General features: G+C 43.8%; 15 protein-coding genes and 1 tRNA gene. 8 read left to right on the forward strand and 8 right to left on the reverse strand.

Annotated features, from left to right (window positions below):
• The first annotated feature begins 97 nt into the window (after nucleotides 1-97).
• The 6 genes from AB4513_RS09740 (at nucleotide 98) to ilvN (ending at nucleotide 7,803) form a co-directional block, all read left to right on the forward strand.
• Nucleotides 98-622, forward strand: coding sequence for a phosphatase PAP2 family protein (locus AB4513_RS09740; RefSeq protein WP_009847812.1), 525 nt, complete (start codon nucleotides 98-100; stop codon nucleotides 620-622).
• Between the two features lie 94 nt (nucleotides 623-716).
• Nucleotides 717-1,772 (forward strand): MJ1255/VC2487 family glycosyltransferase, encoded by a 1,056-nt coding sequence (locus AB4513_RS09745; protein WP_009847811.1) that lies wholly within the window; start codon nucleotides 717-719, stop codon nucleotides 1,770-1,772.
• Between the two features lie 347 nt (nucleotides 1,773-2,119).
• Complete coding sequence (gene leuO, locus AB4513_RS09750) at nucleotides 2,120-3,079, forward strand: transcriptional regulator LeuO (protein WP_009847810.1); 960 nt, start codon at nucleotides 2,120-2,122, stop codon at nucleotides 3,077-3,079.
• 201 nt (nucleotides 3,080-3,280) lie between these two features.
• On the forward strand, nucleotides 3,281-5,089 hold the full coding sequence (locus AB4513_RS09755) for a long-chain fatty acid--CoA ligase (protein WP_009847809.1): 1,809 nt from the start codon (nucleotides 3,281-3,283) through the stop codon (nucleotides 5,087-5,089).
• A 460-nt stretch (nucleotides 5,090-5,549) separates the two neighbouring features.
• Entirely contained in the window at nucleotides 5,550-7,307 is a 1,758-nt protein-coding gene (locus AB4513_RS09760) for an acetolactate synthase 3 large subunit (protein ID WP_009847808.1), read from the forward strand.
• Nucleotide 7,308: 1 nt separating this feature from the next.
• Nucleotides 7,309-7,803, forward strand: coding sequence for an acetolactate synthase small subunit (ilvN, locus tag AB4513_RS09765; protein ID WP_004735875.1), 495 nt, complete (start codon nucleotides 7,309-7,311; stop codon nucleotides 7,801-7,803).
• Nucleotides 7,804-8,553: 750 nt separating this feature from the next.
• On the opposite strand, the gene AB4513_RS09770 is transcribed toward ilvN, so the two are convergent.
• On the reverse strand, nucleotides 8,554-9,225 hold the full coding sequence (locus AB4513_RS09770) for a GntR family transcriptional regulator (RefSeq protein ID WP_012603177.1): 672 nt from the start codon (nucleotides 9,223-9,225) through the stop codon (nucleotides 8,554-8,556).
• 176 nt (nucleotides 9,226-9,401) lie between these two features.
• The gene (gene pykF / locus AB4513_RS09775; RefSeq protein WP_009847804.1) at nucleotides 9,402-10,814 is read right to left on the reverse strand and encodes a pyruvate kinase PykF; all 1,413 of its coding nucleotides are present in this window, start codon (nucleotides 10,812-10,814) and stop codon (nucleotides 9,402-9,404) included.
• A 429-nt stretch (nucleotides 10,815-11,243) separates the two neighbouring features.
• On the opposite strand from pykF, the gene AB4513_RS09780 reads away from it, so the two are divergent.
• Nucleotides 11,244-12,014 carry a DeoR/GlpR family DNA-binding transcription regulator gene (locus AB4513_RS09780; RefSeq protein ID WP_009847803.1) on the forward strand — a complete coding sequence of 257 codons (771 nt, stop codon included), beginning with the start codon at nucleotides 11,244-11,246 and terminating at the stop codon, nucleotides 12,012-12,014.
• Between the two features lie 107 nt (nucleotides 12,015-12,121).
• Complete coding sequence (gene glmS, locus AB4513_RS09785) at nucleotides 12,122-13,954, forward strand: glutamine--fructose-6-phosphate transaminase (isomerizing) (RefSeq protein ID WP_009847802.1); 1,833 nt, start codon at nucleotides 12,122-12,124, stop codon at nucleotides 13,952-13,954.
• A 132-nt stretch (nucleotides 13,955-14,086) separates the two neighbouring features.
• Here glmS and AB4513_RS09790 read toward each other — a convergent pair whose 3' ends face one another.
• The 6 genes from AB4513_RS09790 to rpsU all read right to left on the reverse strand — a co-directional run bounded on the left by AB4513_RS09790 (nucleotide 14,087) and on the right by rpsU (nucleotide 20,296).
• Nucleotides 14,087-15,355, reverse strand: coding sequence for an O-acetylhomoserine aminocarboxypropyltransferase/cysteine synthase family protein (locus AB4513_RS09790; RefSeq protein ID WP_010434545.1), 1,269 nt, complete (start codon nucleotides 15,353-15,355; stop codon nucleotides 14,087-14,089).
• Between the two features lie 202 nt (nucleotides 15,356-15,557).
• A tRNA-Ile gene (locus AB4513_RS09795) sits at nucleotides 15,558-15,633 on the reverse strand.
• 163 nt (nucleotides 15,634-15,796) lie between these two features.
• Complete coding sequence (gene rpoD, locus AB4513_RS09800) at nucleotides 15,797-17,641, reverse strand: RNA polymerase sigma factor RpoD (RefSeq protein WP_009847799.1); 1,845 nt, start codon at nucleotides 17,639-17,641, stop codon at nucleotides 15,797-15,799.
• 99 nt (nucleotides 17,642-17,740) lie between these two features.
• The gene (gene dnaG / locus AB4513_RS09805; protein WP_012603181.1) at nucleotides 17,741-19,492 is read right to left on the reverse strand and encodes a DNA primase; all 1,752 of its coding nucleotides are present in this window, start codon (nucleotides 19,490-19,492) and stop codon (nucleotides 17,741-17,743) included.
• A gap of 119 nt (nucleotides 19,493-19,611) precedes the next feature.
• Nucleotides 19,612-20,055 (reverse strand): GatB/YqeY domain-containing protein, encoded by a 444-nt coding sequence (locus AB4513_RS09810; RefSeq protein ID WP_009847797.1) that lies wholly within the window; start codon nucleotides 20,053-20,055, stop codon nucleotides 19,612-19,614.
• A gap of 25 nt (nucleotides 20,056-20,080) precedes the next feature.
• A complete protein-coding gene (gene rpsU, locus AB4513_RS09815) occupies nucleotides 20,081-20,296 on the reverse strand; it encodes a 30S ribosomal protein S21 (protein ID WP_004396009.1) in 216 nt (71 codons plus the stop codon).
• Nucleotides 20,297-20,509 lie beyond the last annotated feature (213 nt).

Genomic DNA, 20,509 nt, shown 5'->3' on the forward strand with positions numbered 1-20,509 from the left:
TTCAAAATTCATTTTAGTTCATTCAAAACGTCACTTAACTGTCATTTCAGGGGCATACCTTGAGCCTTAACTGAATAAGGATTGTTAAGGAGATCGTATGCGTACTATCGAACCTGTTGTCCGCTGGGATGTGGCATTTTCTGTTTTCTGTTTGAAGAACCGTTATAGCGGGCAACATGCAACATTGAGTAAAGCGGTGTCTCATACCGGGGATGGTCATCTATATGTGTTGATCGCTCTGATTGCGCTGTTAGCTGATGGCTACACAGGTCGTGAATTTTTAATGGTTGGTCTAGCCGCTTTTGCGATAGAGCTACCGATTTATTGGGTAGCCAAAAACACCCTAAAGCGCCGCAGACCCGCTGAATTCTCTTCATTACTTCACTCTCACATTGTGCCGTCAGATAAATACAGCCTGCCATCTGGGCACTCCGCTGCTGCATTTGTTATGGCGACTCTAATCGGACATTTTTATCCAAGTCTCTATCTCTTTAGCTTGATTTGGGCGACAGCGATTGCAGGCTCTCGAATCCTACTCGGTGTGCACTTTTTAACGGACGTACTGATTGGCGCAGCGCTAGGTATAGCGTGCACAAGCCTAGCCATTTACTTCATTTTATAGCGCTTAGTCGTATGGCTGTTTGTTCTGTTGTTCATATTAAAAAGACACAGGCAAAGACAGCAGAGCTCGAATTATTAATCTTCAAGGAACCTGAATGAAAATTTTATATGGCGTACAGGGCACTGGAAATGGGCACATCGCTAGAGCGAGAGCAATGGCCGTCGCTTTTCGTCAGCAAAATATTGATGTCGACTTTCTGTTCTCTGGGCGAGACGAGAGTAAATTCTTTTCGATGGAAGCGTTTGGCAACTATCAGACCCGCAGCGGTTTAACTTTTTACAGCGAGCAGGGAAAGGTTAAATACGGCAAGACACTCATCAAGAACAACATCTGGCGATTTCTCCGCGAGGTTAACCAGATCGATCTTGCGCCTTATGACTTAGTGCTTAATGATTTTGAACCTGTGACGGCATGGGCGGCTAAGAGGCAAGGTGTGCCATGTATTGGTATAAGCCACCAGAATGCGTTCCGCTATGATGTACCTAAAGAAGGGGGCAACTGGATTGAACATTCCGTGATTCAACATTTCGCCCCAACTGAGCACTCTATTGGTTTGCACTGGTATCACTTTGAACAGCCAATATTGCCACCTATCGTTCACACGCCAGCGTGTGATGAGCGAGCGAAAGCAACACAAGACTTCACCTTGGTTTATCTACCATTTGAGGATCTTGATGCGATCTCTGAGTTGTTGATGAAGTTTGTTTCTCATCACTTTGTCTGTTATCACCCGAATGTGATTGAGCATAGCCGAGTCGAAAATATAGAGTTCAAACCACTCAGTCATGCCGGCTTCCAATTCGATCTCAATCAGTGCTCTGGTGTGGTGGCCAACGGCGGTTTTGAATTGCCATCTGAAGCCTTAACTTTAGGTAAGAAGTTGCTTCTTAAGCCTCTTGAGGGACAGTTCGAACAACAAAGTAATGTGGCGACGCTTGAAGCGCTCGGGTTGGCTCAAACCATGAGTTTTTTAGACGCGGCTATCTTGCGTAGTTGGCTCGGTGAAAAGCAGGCTGAAAGGGTTACTTACCCTGACGTGGCAAGTGCACTTGTTGAGTGGGTTTTGGCGGGCAAATGGTCTAACCAAGATGACTTGAGAAAGCAACTTTGGGATAAGGTGGATTTTCCTAGTTATGCATCACTCACGTAACCCATAATTGTTATTTCTGAATTGCCTAGCTGAACGATTCACGAGTTCAATAATTTGTAACAAATGTAACCAAAACGATAGAACAGCTAAATAAGTCGAAATGAAACTCATAAGTGACGCATTTTATGTTTTTTTATAACTCCATAAGCAACTGATTTTTAGGTGTTGTTTAATCATTAAGGTAAAATTAAATTATTCTTTATCAATCTTGTTGGTAGCTCGAGATTTATTGGTTAATAGTAATGGCAATCCGAAAAACATCGGTCTGATAAATATAAGAATTAGTGGTTATCTATTCCCACACCATTACCAATTTAACCCTGTCGAACCGACAAGAGGCAACTTGAATGTTAGAGAAAAAAGACGCAATGAGTGCAATTGCAAGCTACAGAATGGAAAGCACACTTCGTGGAGTCGACTTAAATCTTTTGACTGTATTTGATGCAGTTATGCAAGAGCAAAATATTACACGTGCAGCTCATAATCTGGGCATGTCTCAGCCAGCGGTAAGTAATGCTGTTGCTCGTTTGAAAGTAATGTTCAACGACGAGCTATTCATGCGTCAAGGTCGTGGTATTCAACCGACTCAACGTGCTCGTCAGTTGTTTGGCCCAATCCGCCAAGCGCTGCAGTTAGTACGCAACGAATTGCCAAGTTCTGTATTCTCACCAGAGTCGTCTTCTCGTTTGTTCAAACTTGCAATTTGTAGCCCTTGCGACATGCGTTTTGCACCTAAGATTATGTCGACAATCAACGACCAAGCACCTAGCGTTAATCTGCACATGGATGCTGAATTTGACCGTCAACTTTCTGAGCGCATGCGTTACCAAGAAATTGACTTCGTTATTGATTACTCGCGTTTTGATGAACAAGGTTTCTCAAGCACTGAAATCTTCCAAGATGAATTGGTTGTGGTCGCTTCTGCTTCTCACCCACGCATCAACGGTGAAGTTTCAGCGGCAGAATTGCTTAACGAAAAGCACGCTAAACTGTCTCGCATTCACGGTCAACGTAGCTTCTCTGAGCAAGCTTACCGTGACCTAGATTGCACGCCTTTCTACGAAGGTACGAGCTTGAGCAACGTTCTTTACGTTGTTGGTCAATCTGAACTTGTAACAATCGCTCCTCGTTGGATGGTAGAACATGCAGCAAACAAAGAGCAGCTTCAGATTTTAGATTTCCCATTCGATAATGCGGCGATTTCTGGCTTCCTTAGCTGGCACGAATCAAGTGAAAAGGACAAAGGACACATCTGGTTACGAGATCAGTTAATGATGATCTGTGGCGAAGTAGTGGCGCTTAACTAGACACTAATTCCTATGATTTATAAGCCCTAAGCTAGGAGTCTGGCTTGGGGTTTTTTTGTACCTGCTATTTTTGTTGATAGAAAACTTAGCGTGAGACGTACTATTACTTATAACTTTGAGCTTCATCAGTTGCCTTTTCCATGATCAGAGGTACACTTGTGCGCTCAAAAAAGCTTACAGGTGTAAGCCAAAGGTAAAGAGATGGCCAATTTAGATTTTCATATCGTAAAAAGACTTCGTGACCAAATTGCCCAAGGCGGCAACCGTACAGCTTTGAAGCACAAAGTAGACAATGTATGGCAAGGTATTAGCTGGGAACAATTTGGACAACAAATCGATACGCTTTCATTAGCGCTATTGGCTCAAGGATTGAGAGTTCAGGATAAGATCGGTATCTTCTCGAACAATATGCCTCAGTGGACTGTGGCTGACTTCGCATCCTTACAAGCGCGCCTTGTAACGGTACCAATCTACCCAACCAACACAGCGGCGCAGTCTTCTTACATTATCCAAAATGCGGATGTGAAGATCTTATTCGTTGGTGAGCAAGCTCAATTCGATGCGGCGGTTAGCCTTTTTGAAGAGTGTGAACAGCTAGAAGTTGTTGTGGCGATGTCTGATGATATCGATCTGCAAGGACATCGCTTTGCCGTCTCTTGGAAAGAATTCATGGCTCGTGGTGTTGAAGATCAGCAAGCTGAACTTGATGTTCGTCTTGCGGATGCCTGCATGGATGACTTACTGACGCTTATCTATACCTCTGGTACAACAGGCCAGCCTAAAGGTGTAATGCTTGATTACACTAATGTTGGCTATCAACTAAAAGGCCATGATGAGCGTCTCAGCTTAAGCAAAGACGACGTCTCATTGTGTTTTTTACCTCTATCACATGTATTTGAGCGCGCTTGGACTTTCTATGTCCTTTATAAAGGCGCAACCAACTGCTATTTGCAAGACACCATGCAAGTTCGTGATGCATTGAGTGATGTTAAACCAACGGTTATGTCTGCTGTTCCTCGCTTCTACGAGAAGATTTTCTCAGCGATTCACGAGAAAGTATCTAAAGCACCGTTTATTCGTAAAGTACTCTTTACTTGGGCGGTGAACATGGGCGCGAAGCTTTCTGTTTGTCATCAAGAAGGTCGTACACCATCATTCATGCTGAAGAAGAGCCATGCGCTTGCTGACAAGCTTGTGTTATCTAAACTGCGAGCTCTGTTAGGTGGTAACATCAACTTCATGCCATGTGGTGGCGCGAAGCTTGATGAAACCATTGGTCGCTTCTTCCACGCGATTGGTATCAATGTAAAACTTGGCTACGGCATGACAGAAACCACGGCAACAGTATCGTGCTGGGATGACCGTTGTTTTAACCCTGATTCGATCGGTATGTCGATGCCGGGCGCTGAAGTGAAAATTGGCGCTAAGGACGAGATTCTTGTTCGTGGCCCAATGGTGATGCGTGGCTACTACAAGATGCCAGAAGAGACAGCTAAGACATTTGACGAGCATGGTTTCCTAAAAACGGGTGATGCGGGTCATTTTGATGAAAATGGTAATCTATTCATTACTGATCGCATCAAAGAATTAATGAAGACTTCTGGCGGTAAGTACATTGCACCGCAAGTGGTGGAAGGCGCGATTGGTAAAGATCACTTTATCGAACAGATTGCTGTTATCGCTGATACTCGCAAATTCGTTTCTGCGCTGATTGTTCCTTGTTATGACTCGCTAGAAGTGTATGCCAAAGAGCTTAATATTAAGTATCACGACCGTGTGGAACTTGTTAAAAATCACCAAATAGTAGAGATGCTAGAGAAACGTGTGAATGACTTACAACAAGAGCTAGCGAAGTTTGAGCAAGTGAAGAAGTTCAAGTTGCTGCCAAAAGCGTTTTCTATGGATGATGGTGAGCTAACACCGACCCAGAAACTGCGTCGTAAGGTTATTAACGATAAGTATCAAGACGAAATCGAAGAAATGTACAACGAAAAGCCTAAAGATAAGTAGTTTTCTGTTTAGATAAATTTTCAGTTGTTTAAAAATCCCCCTACGAATGTGATTGCATTTTTAGGGGGATTTTTTGTATCTAATGACACAGCACAATGTGCGAAAGCGCACACCAACAAGCTCGCTGTTTATCGATAAATAGCGAACTGTTGAAATATTAAGTGCTTTTTTTTATCAAGTAGGCAGTGTTTAAACCTAGTGTGAAAGCCTGTATTGGGTTTTATTTGATGCTTTGAGCTAATAGTTGGTTTTTTGGCACAGTTGCCGAATAACAGGCGTTAGACCAGATGATAATAAAGCGTTAAAGTTGTTTCGTATTACTGTTTGTTGTTATCACAACAGACAGCCATAGCCGAAAAAGTGGAAGTATTTCGAATTAGGCTACGAATAAGCCCTAGACTATGAAAAACCAGCCCAACATGTTCACCAAATGTGATTGGAAACTGGTGAGGAGAGCAATATGACAACAAAACCTGAAACAGCCATGTCATCCGGCGCTGAAATGTTATCCGGCGCTGAGATGGTGGTGCAGTCTCTAATTGAAGAGGGTGTAGAACAAATCTTTGGTTATCCAGGTGGTTCTGTACTTGATATCTACGATGCGCTGCATGCTAAAACTGCTGAAATTAAACACGTATTAGTACGACACGAACAAGCCGCTACCCACATGGCAGATGGCTATACTCGTTCTACCGGTAAGCCGGGTGTAGTACTTGTGTGTTCTGGTCCAGGTGCGACCAATACCGTTACTGGTATTGCAACAGCCTACATGGACTCAATCCCAATGATTGTTATTTCTGGTAACGTACCAAATAACCTTATTGGTAACGACGCCTTCCAAGAGTGTGACATCGTTGGTGTATCACGCCCGATCGTTAAACACAGCTTCCTCGTTAAGAAAGCGGAAGATATCCCTGAAGTCGTTAAAAAAGCATTCTATATTTCAACGACAGGACGTCCAGGTCCTGTGGTTATTGATCTGCCAAAAGACATTTTAAACCCACAAATTAAGCTTCCTTATGAATACCCAGAAACGATCAAAATGCGTTCATATAACCCAACGGTTACGGGTCATAAAGGTCAGATCAAAAAGGCGCTAAAAGCCCTTCTTGAAGCGAAGAAACCGGTACTTTATGTCGGTGGTGGTGCGGTTATTTCTGAGGCAGATAAGCCGCTGTTAAAATTAGCAGAGGCACTGAATTTACCCGTGGTAAGTACCCTAATGGGGCTTGGCGCTTTCCCTGGTACTCATAAGAACTCTTTGGGTATGTTGGGCATGCATGGTTTGTATGAAGCCAATATGGCGATGCACAATGCGGACTTGATCTTTGGTATTGGCGTACGTTTCGATGATCGAACGACCAATAACCTAGATAAATACTGTCCTGATGCGAAGATCATGCACATTGATATCGATCCATCTTCTATCTCTAAGAACGTTAAAGTGGATCTTCCGATTGTAGGTTCAGCGGAAAAAGTACTAGAAAGCATGGTTAACCTGCTTATTGAGCAAGGTGGAACTAACGATGCAGAAGCGATGGAAAGCTGGTGGAGTGAAATTAAACAGTGGCAAGAACGTGACTGCTTAGCGTATGACAAAACGTCGGGTCGAATTAAGCCACAACAAGTTATTGAAACACTGCATAAAGTAACCAATGGCGATGCCTATGTTGCTTCGGATGTAGGTCAACACCAAATGTTTGCTGCTTTGTACTACCCGTTTGACAAGCCGCGCCGTTGGATTAACTCTGGTGGTCTAGGCACGATGGGCTTTGGCTTACCTGCTGGTATGGGCGTTAAGTTTGCGAAACCTGATGAAGAAGTTGTGATTGTTACTGGTGACGGCAGTATTCAAATGAATATCCAAGAGCTGTCGACTGCGCTGCAATACAATATTCCCGTTAAGATTATTAATCTTAACAACCGTTTCTTAGGCATGGTAAAACAGTGGCAAGACATTGTTTATCAAGGTCGTTACTCTAATTCATATATGGACTCTGTTCCTGATTTTGCTGCTATCGCTGAGGCTTATGGCCACGTTGGCATGCGTATTTCATCTCCGGATGAATTGGAATCAGGTTTGGAAAAAGCACTGGCGATGAAAGACCGTTTGGTATTTGTCGATATTAGTGTGGATGACACCGAGCACGTATACCCAATGCAGATCAAAGGCGAGGGTATGGATAACATGTGGCTAAGCAAAACGGAGAGAACATAATATGAGACACATCCTTTCACTATTAATGGAAAACCAACCAGGTGCACTATCTCGTGTGGTTGGCTTGTTTTCTCAGCGTGGCTACAACATCGAGTCTTTGAATGTATCCCCTACGGATGATCCAACGCTTTCTCGTCTGAATGTCACCACTAACTCAAGCGAAATGCAGCTTGAGCAGATCCAAAAACAGCTACACAAGTTAATCGACGTACTTAAGGTACAAGAAGTGTCTGAGCTTGAGCATATCGAGCGTGAACTTCTGATGGTAAAAGTACGCGCTAGCGGCTTTGCTCGCGCTGAAGTGAAACGCACAGCGGATATATTCCGTGGTCAAATCGTTGATGTGACGGCTTCGCAATATACGGTTCAAATGGCCGGCACTAGCGAGAAGCTGGATGCTTTCATTCAGGCATTGTCTGAAGTAACGGAAGTACTTGAAGTGGCTCGAAGTGGGGTTGTTGGCATCGCACGTGGTGAACGAGCGTTGAAAGCCTAACGAAGAAAGATTTAAAGCTGCTTTTAAGCTAAAACTGAGCATTTAATCGTTTGAAAAAAATAGCGATTTTACTGATACGAACGGCCCTTAATTTGGGTCGTTTTGCTTTCTGGAAGTAAGCATCGTTTGTCCATACTTTCTTATTGCCATTCATTTCTTTGTAGCTCTCCATTAGGGCGCTATTGCGCTGTTTATAGAGTGCCCTGTTATTTACTGTGCTTGATCCCCCCAGTGCCGTGCATCCATATTTATTGGGAATCTCATTTTTGAGAGACTTAAATCACAAAGTTTATATGATTAGACTAAAGTCTAATGCTCGCGGTGATTTGAGCTAAACTGAACAATAATCAAATAGTCTTGCTTCATGTCATCTTATGATAAAAGATGCGATTAATAGAGTGTTTGCTAGATGTAAAAGGATGGCACCGTTAACTTAATTCAACTGGTTAGCTAACCCTATCAAAGTCTTGAAAGGCATTAGTTGAATTAGGTTCGCTGAAGCAAGGGTTTAGGGATCATACAGTCTGATTGAAAGAGGCGTGGTATGTTTGTCGATTTTTTAGTGAGGTTAACCATAGGTACATTAGCCGTTCTTGGCTTTCAACTGAGTGCATTGTATTTTTTACCTATGGTTGTGCTACTCAATACTCATCACAAAGAGTTTTTTGGGTGGTAGTTCAGTCGTAATACTGGAAATAAAAAACGGAGCTATTAGGCTCAGTTTTTATGTGGTTAGAATCTATCTTGACATTATGCGGCTTCGATAACTTCTTCAATTCGCTTCATTGAACTTAACAGGTGTTGATCCAATAGTTCTGTCGCTTGATCGACATTTTTAGCAAGTACCAGCTTCATGATCATTTCATGCTCATCAATATTGAACAGATCATCAGATGCGCTTTTCGCTGACATCGCTAGGAAGCGGTAGCGTTTTACTTGATTGATAAGATCATCAAAGAACTTAAACATGTTCTCTGAGTCTGCGCCTTCAAGTAACGCTGCATGGAACTGCTGGTGACGTTCTTCCCACTCAACACAATCAAACTCTTCTGAGACATATTGTATGCGTGATAGCTTGTGGTAGGAGGTTAATACTTCCAGTTCCCAGCTTTCATCGCCTGCTGAAATTGCCTTTTTAAGCAGAACAGAAGAGACAACACGAAGGCTTTCATATAGGTCATTGAGTTCTTTTTTTGATACCGGTGATACCCAGCAGCCTTTTTGTGGCTCTAGCTTTACGTATTTACTCCAAGATAGCTGCACTAAGGCTTCGCGAATTGGAGATGCGCCGACGTTGTATCGTGCTTTGAGATCAGCTACAACGAGTTTTTTACCTGGGGTTAATTCACCATTGAGAATATCTTGGCGAATCATCTTTGATACTTTGTCAGTAAGCGTAGGACTAGACATTACAAACCTCATGTATATTTGATTTCTAGTCTGCTAATCCGTTTCTTAGGAAGAGTTTATTGGAGTTTAACAGTACGTAGTTCTAATGTGATTGATAATACAGCGTACTGAAAAGTTAGGCAAGATTTTGTTTCATAAAAAAAGAGGGCCGAAGCCCTCTTTTATATTTTATGCGAATCGGTTCATTCTTATAGAACGTGAACAGATGCTGTGTTTGTAGTACCAGAAGCGACTAGAGCACCAGAAACCATAACTACGATGTCGCCTTTGTTACCTAGGCCAGATTGTAGAGCGATTTCTTTACCGTTGATGTAGAACGCGTCTGTGTTCTCGATAGAGTCAACAAGAACTGGCTTAACACCTTTAGTAAGAACTAGCTGTGCAGCTGTCTTTTCGTTAGTTGTTAGAGCAAGGATGTTTGCAGTTGGGAAGTACTTACGTACTGAACGTGCAGACTTACCGCCTTCAGTTGCAACAACGATTAGAGGAGCAGCTAGCTTCTCTGCTGTGTCTACAGCGCCTTTACATACTGCTTCAGTGATGCGTAGACGTGGGCTGTCTAGACGAGAACCTAGCTCAGCTTTAAGAGCTGAATCAGTACGGTTCGCGATTTGAGCCATGATAGTAACAGCTTCAACTGGGTACTTACCTTTAGCAGTTTCACCAGAAAGCATTACTGCATCAGTACCATCCATGATTGCGTTCGCAACGTCACCCGCTTCTGCACGAGTTGGACGTGGGTTGCTGATCATCGAGTCAAGCATTTGAGTTGCAGTGATAACCATCTTACGTGCGCGGTTACACTTCTCGATCATCATCTTCTGAGCGAAGATTACTTCTTCAGCTGGGATTTCAACACCTAGGTCACCACGAGCAACCATGATGCCGTCAGAAGCTTCAAGGATTGAATCGAAGTTATCTACACCTTCTTGGTTTTCAATCTTAGAAATGATGTGGATGTTCTCGCCGCCATTAGCGTTTAGAAGCTCACGGATTTCTTTAACGTCGTCTTCTTTACGAATGAAAGAAGCAGCTACGAAATCAACGCCTTGCTCACAACCAAACTTAAGGTCAGCTTTGTCTTTCTCAGAAAGAGCTGGAAGTTGAACAGAAACGCCAGGAAGGTTAACACCTTTGTTTTCGCCTAGAGCACCGTTGTTAAGAACTTTACACTTAACTTCAGTTTCTGTTGTTGCGATAACTTCCATTTCGATTAGGCCATCATCAACAAGGATAGTGTTACCTGCTGTTAGGTCCTTAGCGAAACCTAGGTAAGTTACTGCTACTACGTCTTTGTTACCAACAACTGTTGCGTCAGTTGTGAAAGTGAACTCTTGACCAGCTACTAGATCTACGTCGTTACCATCTTCAAGTTTGATAGTACGGATTTCTGGACCTTTAGTATCTAGAAGGATCGCAAGTTGCTCACCATTATTTTCCATTACTTTACGGAAGTTCGCGATACGAGTGCCGTGCTCTGCGAAATCACCGTGAGAGAAGTTAAGACGCATAACGTTCATGCCAGCATCTACTAGTTCAGTTAGCTTCTCTACAGATTCAGTTTTAGGGCCAATCGTACATACGATTTTGGTCTTTTTCATGGAAGGTACTCTCCGGTAAGTATTGTTACAATTTGAAATTTATTTAAGTTCTGAAGATTGGTCCGCTACATCAACATTTTGTGCCTGTTGTGTAAAAGCGCGGGACTTCCAATATGTCCTTCAGAGTTGTAAGTCTTTCATCAATTTTAGTCATTTTATGACCAAAAGATTTTGATTCAATATCGGTTTTCTGTGACTTACCCCACTATATAGGAGGTAAGTTGCAAAAAAATAACAGTCAGTTTTGTAATTTTTTTTCTTTTCGGGTGCGGATTCTACCACCTAATGAGTTCAATATCACTGCTTAACAATTGTCTTAGGACAAGGTTTTATCGCTATTTATTAATTTTTTGGATCAAAATAAATGGACTAAATAGTTTCGTTGTAACTATAATATGTTTCACATCGAAACTTAATGGCCTTTTTTAAATGTCGAAACGAAACACCCAGCTCAGAAGACATGCAATTTCTAACCTAGTGAATGAAAAAGGGGAGGTTAGTGTTGATGAATTATCCGCTAAGTTCGAAACCTCAGAGGTCACGATTAGAAAGGACTTGGCGTCTTTAGAGAAAAACGGTCAGCTTTTGCGCCGTTATGGTGGTGCGATTTCATTACCGAAAGAGGTTGTGAACGAAGAGCTGGGTCCACAAGTTTCGACTCGAAAGATTTCATTAGCGAAAGCCGCGGCAGATTTAATTCGCGACCATAATCGCATTGTGATCGATAGCGGTAGCACGACAGGGGCGCTAATTCAGCAGCTCAATAGCAAGCGTGGTTTGGTTGTGATGACCAACTCGTTGCACGTTGCTAATGCACTTAATGAGTTGGAAAGCGAACCAACACTGCTAATGACCGGTGGCACTTGGGATACCCATTCGGATTCTTTCCAAGGCAAAGTCGCAGAGTCAGTACTTCGTGCTTACGATTTTGATCAACTATTTATTGGGGCTGATGGTATCGACCTTGATAGAGGCACGACCACGTTCAATGAATTGGTTGGTCTAAGTAAAGTAATGGCTGAAGTGTCACGAGAAGTGATCGTGATGGTTGAGTCGGAAAAGGTGGGGCGAAAGATCCCCAATTTAGAGTTGGCTTGGAACCACATCGACATTTTGATTACCGATACAGATTTGAGCAAAGAATCTCAAGCAAGTATCGAATCACATGATGTTCGTGTGATCTTGACTGATCCAGCGTAAAAACAAATTTAAATATTATGCATTTACCTTCCTATAATTAATCTTAATAAAGATATGGCCTTTGCTTGCTGCCAATAGGAATAAAACAAAATTGATGGAGTGAAACTATGTGTGGAATTGTTGGTGCAGTAGCACAGCGTGATGTAGCCGAAATTTTAGTAGAAGGCCTTCGCCGCCTAGAATACCGAGGCTACGATTCAGCGGGTGTCGCTGTAGTTGATAGCGAATCTAACCTAACTCGTGTACGCCGCCTTGGTAAAGTACAAGAGCTAGCAGACGCAGTCGATCAACAACATGTTATTGGCGGTACTGGTATAGCTCATACACGTTGGGCGACACACGGTGAGCCTTCTGAAGCAAACGCACACCCACACATGTCTGGTGATATTGCTGTTGTACACAATGGTATTATCGAAAACCACGAAGCACTGCGTGCTCTTCTTCAAGAGCGTGGTTATGTGTTTACTTCACAAACGGATACTGAAGTTATCGCTCATCTTGTTGAGTGGGAACTTCGCACGTCAGCTTCTTTGGTTGAAGCTCTGCAAAAAACAGCAAAACAATTAGACGGTGCATACGGCACGGTGGCGGTTGATCGTAAAGATCCTAGCCGTATCGTTGTTGCTCGTTCTGGTAGCCCAATCGTTATCGGTTTTGGTGTGGGCGAGAACTTCCTTGCTTCTGACCAACTAGCGCTATTAAGCGTAACTCGTCGCTTCATGTACTTAGAAGAGGGTGATGTTGCTGAGGTGACTCGTCGTGATGTAACAGTATTTGATGTAGCGGGCGAGCGTGTAGGGCGTGAAATCGTTGAATCAAACGCAGAACACGATGCAGGTGATAAAGGTCAATACCGTCACTTCATGCAGAAAGAGATCTTTGAGCAGCCAACAGCGCTGATCAACACAATGGAAGGTCGTATCTCTGACACTTCTGTAATCACTAATGCAATCGGTGTTAAAGCGGAAGAGATCCTAAGCAAGGTAGAACACGTGCAGATCATCGCATGTGGTACGTCTTACAACTCAGGCATGGCAGCTCGTTACTGGTTTGAGTCTCTAGCAGGCGTAAGCTGTGACGTAGAGATTGCCTCTGAATTCCGTTACCGTGATTTCGTTGTTCGCCCGAACAGCCTATTGGTGACTCTGTCTCAGTCTGGTGAAACGGCGGATACGCTTGCTGCACTTCGTCTTGCAAAAGAAAAAGGTTACATGTCGGCAATGACTATCTGTAACGTTGCGGGTTCTTCGCTAGTTCGTGAATCTGATTTTGCCTTCATGACTCGCGCAGGAACTGAGATCGGCGTTGCTTCAACTAAAGCCTTCACGACACAGCTAGCGGCTATGCTGATGATGGTAACGTCAATTGGTCGTCTACAAGGTCGCATCAATGAAGAGAAAGAAGCTGAGATCGTTCAAGCACTGCATCAACTGCCTGCTGATATTGAAAAAGCATTAGCGTTTGATAAAGAGATCGAAGAGCTAGCACCTGATTTTGCAGATAAGCACCACACACTATTCTTGGGTCGTGGTGAGTTCTACCCAATCGCGATGGAAGCGTCTCTTAAACTGAAAGAGATCTCTTACATCCACGCAGAAGCATACGCGGCTGGTGAGCTTAAGCACGGTCCTTTGGCTCTTATCGATGCAGATATGCCAGTCGTCGTTATTGCACCAAGCAACGACTTGCTAGAGAAACTGAAATCAAACGTTGAAGAAGTACGTGCTCGTGGCGGTCTACTTTACGTATTCGCAGATGAAGATGCAGGCTTTGAAAGCGATGAGAACATGAAGATCATCAAGATGCCTCACGTAAGTGAAGTAACAGCACCTATCTACTACACAGTACCGATGCAGTTGTTGTCTTACCACGTAGCGCTAATCAAAGGTACTGACGTTGACCAACCTCGTAACCTTGCGAAAGCGGTTACTGTTGAGTAATCGTTAGCTTATCTAAGAAAATTAGATAATAAGAAGCCCATCCTGTGATGGGCTTTTTTGTGTCTGCTAGTTAACGATTCGTGTTAGAGCTAGCTGTAGCGTCATTAAGCATTAAGCATTAAGCATTAAGCATTAAGCGCTAAGTGCTTGCTCTAGGTCAGCCAAGATATCGTCAATGTGCTCGATACCTACTGAGAGACGAATCATCTCTGGTGACACACCTGCTTGCTTTTGTTCCGCTTCGCTTAATTGACGGTGTGTTGTAGAAGCAGGGTGACAAGCGAGAGATTTTGCATCGCCAATGTTCACCAAGCGCTTGAATATTTGTAGCGCATCATAGAAACGAACACCGGCTTCATAACCATCTTTCAAGCCAAAAGATAAAATGGCAGACGGCTTACCTTGCATGTATTTCTCAGCCAGCGGATAGAACTCAGACGTTGGTAAACCAGCGTAGCTCACCCAACTCACTTTCTCATGTTGCTGAAGGTACTCTGCTACTTTTAGTGCGTTCTCTGTGTGTCGCTCCATGCGTAACGACAACGTTTCTAGACCTTGCATTAGCATGAAGGCATTCATAGGCGACAGTGCAGCGCCTGTATTACGTAGTGGAACCGTTCGAGCACGACCAATAAACGCGGCTTCACCAAAAGCCTCGGTGTACACCACACCGTGGTAAGAAGGTTCTGGCTGATTAAATACTGGGAAGCGATCTTTGTGCTCTGCCCATGGGAATTTGCCTGAGTCGACAATCACGCCACCCAATGTTGTTCCGTGACCACCAACGTATTTGGTGAGTGAGTGCACCACAATATCAGCACCAAAATCGATAGGTTTACACAACACAGGTGTCGCCACCGTGTTATCGACAATCACAGGTACACCTTGTGCGTGAGCAAGCTCAGCAACTCGTTCTAAGTCGATAATATTACCAGCGGGGTTACCGATACTTTCGCAGTAAACCGCTTTGGTTTTTTCATCAATCAGTGCCGCTAAGCTTTCAGGTTTGTCGTCTTTGGCAAAGCGAACTTCTATCCCTTGGTTTGGCAGCATGTGAGCAAATAGAGTGTAAGTACCGCCGTAAAGCTGAGGCGTTGAAACGATGTTGTCACCGATTTGTGCCAACGTTTGAATGGCGTAGTTGATCGCCGCGCTGCCCGCACTCACCACTAAGCCTGCAATACCACCCTCTAAGGCTGCCATGCGTTTTTCCAACACATCATTGGTTGGGTTCATTATGCGAGTGTAGATATTACCGGGTACCGCAAGATTAAACAGGTCTGCACCGTGTTGTGCGTCATCGAATTCGTAAGCAACGGTTTGGTAAATAGGGGTCGCAACTGATTTGGTTGTTGGATCAGTTTCGTAGCCGAAGTGAATCGAGAGCGTTTCGTCTTTCATGAGTCTTCCCTGAACTATTGAATGATTTGTGTACTCTCATATTGCCGATTTTTTTATAAAAGAAAAGTATATTTAGTCACAGAGAGGGAATTGGAATTGCGTGTGGGACAATTCGTTATTTGTAGGAAATACAGCGGTGAGTTGTACAGCTTCAGAAAAGCAAAAAGCCAGAGCAGTGTGAACTGTTCTGGCTTTTCTAATTTGGTGGCCCCTCCCAGATTTGAACTGGGGACCGAACGATTATGAGTCGTGCGCTCTAACCACTGAGCTAAGGGGCCGTAGGGCATAGATTATAGGGGAAGCATTCATTGGTGTCTAGACACTATGAGGGGCAATTCCGCTTACATCTTAGCCACTTAAATCATATAGGCACAAAAAAGGTGAGCCAACGCTCACCTTTTTTATTTTATGCTTAAAAGCTAACCACACTAAAGTGTGTAATTACTCGTCTAGGAAGCTACGCAGAGTTTCTGAGCGGCTTGGGTGACGAAGTTTACGCAGTGCTTTTGCTTCGATCTGACGGATACGTTCACGAGTAACGTCGAACTGCTTACCCACTTCTTCTAGAGTGTGGTCAGTGTTCATGTCGATACCGAAACGCATACGCAGTACTTTCGCTTCACGAGGCGTTAGGCCTGCAAGAACGTCTTTAGTTGCGCCGCGCAGGCTTGTTGCCGTTGCAGAGTCTAAAGGCAGTTCTAGCGTTGTATCCTCGATGAAATCACCTAGGTGCGAATCTTCGTCGTCACCGATTGGTGTCTCCATTGAGATAGGCTCTTTAGCGATTTTCAGTACTTTACGGATCTTGTCTTCAGGCATTTGCATGCGCTCAGCCAACTCTTCCGGAAGTGGTTCACGACCCATCTCTTGTAGCATTTGACGAGAGATACGGTTTAGTTTGTTGATCGTTTCGATCATGTGAACCGGAATACGGATAGTACGAGCTTGGTCGGCAATCGAACGAGTGATTGCTTGACGGATCCACCACGTAGCGTAAGTAGAGAACTTGTAACCACGACGGTATTCAAACTTATCTACTGCTTTCATCAGACCTATGTTACCTTCTTGGATTAGATCCAGGAATTGTAGACCACGGTTTGTGTACTTCTTAGCAATCGAGATTACTAGACGTAAGTTCGCTTCAACCATCTCTTTCTTAGCACGACGAGCTTTCGCTTCACCGATAGACATACGACGGCTGATATCTTTAATGCTTTGAACAGTAAGAGACGTTTCACGTTCGATTATATCCAGCTTTTGGATAGAACGACGGATGTCGTGTTCGTTACGTTTGATCTTTTCAGCGTATGGTTTGTCTGAAGCAAGAACTTCGTCCAACCATGCTTCGCTAGATTCATTACCAGTAAATAGAGCAATGAAAGATTTCTTCGGCATTTTGCCGTACTCAACCGTTTGACGCATGATTAGGCGTTCTTGAGTACGTACGCGATCCATTGAAGTACGCAGTTCGTTTACTAGGTAATCGAACTGTTTTGGCGTTAGACGGAACTCTTTGAATACGTCTTGCATCATTGTCGTTGCAAGTGTGGCTTTCGGACTTTCATGGCCGTATTCATTGATTGCGAGTTGACGGTTTTGGTAGCTAGTGCGAAGTGCTGTGAACTTCTCAAGAGCAAGCTCAGGATCAATACCTGTATCTTCCTCTTCTTCTTCCTCGTCGTCTTCTGCTTCTTCTTTGTCTTCGTCTTCTAGATCAGTTTTAGCAAGTTCTGAACCGATGTGAGTCGCCGTTGGCGCAGCTGTGCCATCGTCGTCTGGGTCAACAAAGCCATTGATTAGATCTGTTAAACGAATCTCTTCAGCGAGTACGCGGTCAAACTGTTCCAAGATGTATGGAATAGTGCCTGGGTACTCAGCTACAGATAATTGAACAGTATTGATACCATCTTCAATACGCTTCGCAATGTCGATTTCGCCTTCACGAGTCAGTAGTTCAACTGTACCCATTTCACGCATGTACATACGAACTGGGTCAGTTGTACGGCCAATCTCGCTTTCTACGCTTGACAGCGCAGCAGCAGCAGCTTCAGCTGCATCTTCATCTATATTGGCATCGTCATCATTAAGTGCTAGATCATCAGCGTCAGGTGCAGTTTCTACTACCTTGATACCCATGTCATTGATCATTTGAATGATGTCTTCTACCTGTTCAGAATCCACGATTTCTGCAGGTAGGTGGTCGTTTACTTCGGCGTAGGTCAGATAGCCTTGTTCCTTGCCTTTAATAACAAGTAATTTTAGCTGTGACTGCGGATTTTGATCCATAGATGATATCCAACTTCAGGTCTGGTGAAGGACGTTGCATTCTCAAATGCAAACCAATTATGTTAACAAATTTATTAAATGCTGACTAATCAAACAGGGTTACGCTTTTAGATCTAGCATTAAAGCTAGTAGCTCCCTTTTTTCTTCGGCTGATAAACCGACACTTCTTGCTTTGGCCTGCAGGTTTTCAATTTGTTTTTCAACGCACTGGGCAAGGATATTGTCCAATGAGTCTAAAAATATGTCTTCTTGATTGTCTTCGTCGAGGGGGATTTCCCAGCTCGCGAGACGAGACAGAAGCGCCTCATGTTTATTGTGTCGCCAATGCTCTAATAATTGGCCTGTGTTGATATGGGGATGCGCGTGGCATTTATCAAGTACTTCGACGAATAAACTTAGTCCAGGCAACTGTAAGCCTTTGACACTTGATAAATCCGGTACCATATCAGCATAGCTCGGATTTTGGATAAGCAAAGCGATAACTTCTCGCATTGGAGTGCGTTTCAGTTCTTTATGCGGTTGAGGTGTCGGGTTCTTAGTATGAACACGAGCTCGTCTCAGTTGGTTATCAAAACCAGTACGCTCATCCAATAATTTCTCGAGCAGTTCTTGGAAATAACTGTCAGGGATTTTGTTAATCAAGGCGCTTGCGTGTGCTCGCAGTGCCGACTTCCCTTCCGTTGTTCCCAAGTTCAACTTGTGTATCTCAATAAGATTATCGAACAAGTAAGTAGAAAGCGGTGTCGCATTGTGGACGAGCTGTTCGAAAGCAGCCTGACCGTGTTCTCTAATATAGCTGTCTGGGTCTTCACCGTCTGGCAAGAACAGAAACTTGAGCGTGTTACCTGTTTTCAGGTATTCAAGCGCATTTTCGAGTGCGCGCCACGCCGCTTCTTTACCTGCTCGGTCACCGTCGTAACAACAAACCACTGTGCTGGTTTGGCGGAACAACATTTGAACGTGGTCACCGGTTGTCGAGGTGCCCAGTGATGCCACTGAGTAATCAACACCATATTGCGCTAATGCCACGACATCCATGTAACCTTCAACCACAAGTATTTGCGGCGGTTCACGGTAGGCTTGCAGCACTTCATAAAGGCCGTAAAGCTCTTTGCCTTTATGGAAGATAGGCGTTTCTGGTGAGTTCAGGTATTTCGGTGTGCCGTCTTCTAAGACACGACCACCAAACCCGATCACTCGGCCTCGACGGTCACGAATCGGGAACATCACGCGTCCACGGAATCGATCGTATCGGTTGCCTTTATCGTTTTCTATCAACATGCCGCCAGTAACGAGCATGTCTTGGGCTTCTTTTTGTTGGCCAAAGTTCTTACGAACCAAGTCCCATTCATCAGCGACGTAGCCAATGCCAAACTTCTGTACGATTTCACCAGAAAGACCGCGATTTTTTAGGTAATCAATCGCAGGTTTGTTAGCTGAAATTTTCAGCTGAGAGCGGTAAAAATTACTGATGCCGCCCATCAAATCGTAGAGGTTACGTTTTTGTTCGCTGTTGGCTCTTGGCGCCGTAGATATTTCACCGCTGCGCTGTTCTCTAGGAACATCAAGTCCTAAAAATGAGGCCAGCTCTTCAATCGCTTCAACAAAATCGAGACGTTCGAACTCCATAATGAAGTCGATAGCATTGCCGTGTACGCCACAACCAAAGCAGTGATAAAACTGTTTTTCTTGGCTTACGCTGAAAGAAGGGGTCTTTTCGTTGTGAAATGGGCAACAAGCACCATAGTTTTTGCCTTTTTTCTTAAGTTTCACGCGTGCGTCCACAATATCGACAATGTCGAGACGCGCTAGGAGATCATCGATGAAACTACGCGGGATGTGTCCTGCCATAAAACCTTAGAAAAATGCACTAACTGAGAGTGTGGATAATAATAGTTTGAATAGGTTACAGATACAAACAAGCCGTGCGTTCCGAAGGATTGCACGGCTTGTTGCAATTTGATTTGGGATTAAGCGAGTTTAGAACGAACTAAACCACTAACTTTACCCATATCTGCACGCCCTTGAATTTGTGGTTTCAAGATAGCCATTACTTTACCCATGTCTTGCATGCCCGCAGGTTGAGCTTCTGCAATTGCGCTATCAAGTAGTGCAATAACTTCTTCTTCAGTTAGCGGTTGAGGCATAAAGCCTTCAAGTACCGTAATTTCTGCTTTTTCCACGTCAGCAAGATCTTGCCGATTTGCCGATTCATATTGAGCAACAGAATCGCGACGTTGCTTAACCATTTTAACTAATATAGCAATAATGTCGTCGTCGTTCAGAGTGATCCGTTCGTCAACTTCACGTTGCTTAATTGCTGAAAGAGCTAAGCGGATAGTGCCAAGGCGCGGTTTGTCCTTGGCTTTCATCGCTAATTTTTGCTCTTCTTTGAGTTGTTCAATAAGAGCCATAACTCAGTCCTTATGGATTAAGTTATTAGTACAGACGAACGCGACGTGCGTTTTCGCGAGCTAGCTTTTTAGCGTGACGCTTTTGAGCTGCTGCTTTAGCGCGTTTGCGAACTGTAGTTGGCTTTTCGTAATGCTCACGACGACGCACTTCAGAAAGGATACCTGCTTTTTCACAAGAGCGCTTGAAACGACGTAGTGCAACGTCGAACGGTTCGTTTTCACGTACTTTAACTATTGGCATATGCCTTTCACCTCAGGGGTTATTCATTATCGCTGGTTATTCAGTACCAAATCAGAGAAGTTACCCATCGAGCTAACTCTCTATTCGCGTTTGGTCATTAACCAGCTTGATCAAAAATGGTGCGGAATTTTAATCCGATCACAGTGGCTTTGTAAAGCACTTTGTCGATTATAGTCTGTACAATATTTGTTTGAAGAGCTTAGGCAGGGTAAT

Source organism: Vibrio sp. 10N.222.54.E6, from assembly GCF_041473955.1.
Classification (GTDB): domain Bacteria; phylum Pseudomonadota; class Gammaproteobacteria; order Enterobacterales; family Vibrionaceae; genus Vibrio; species Vibrio tasmaniensis_A.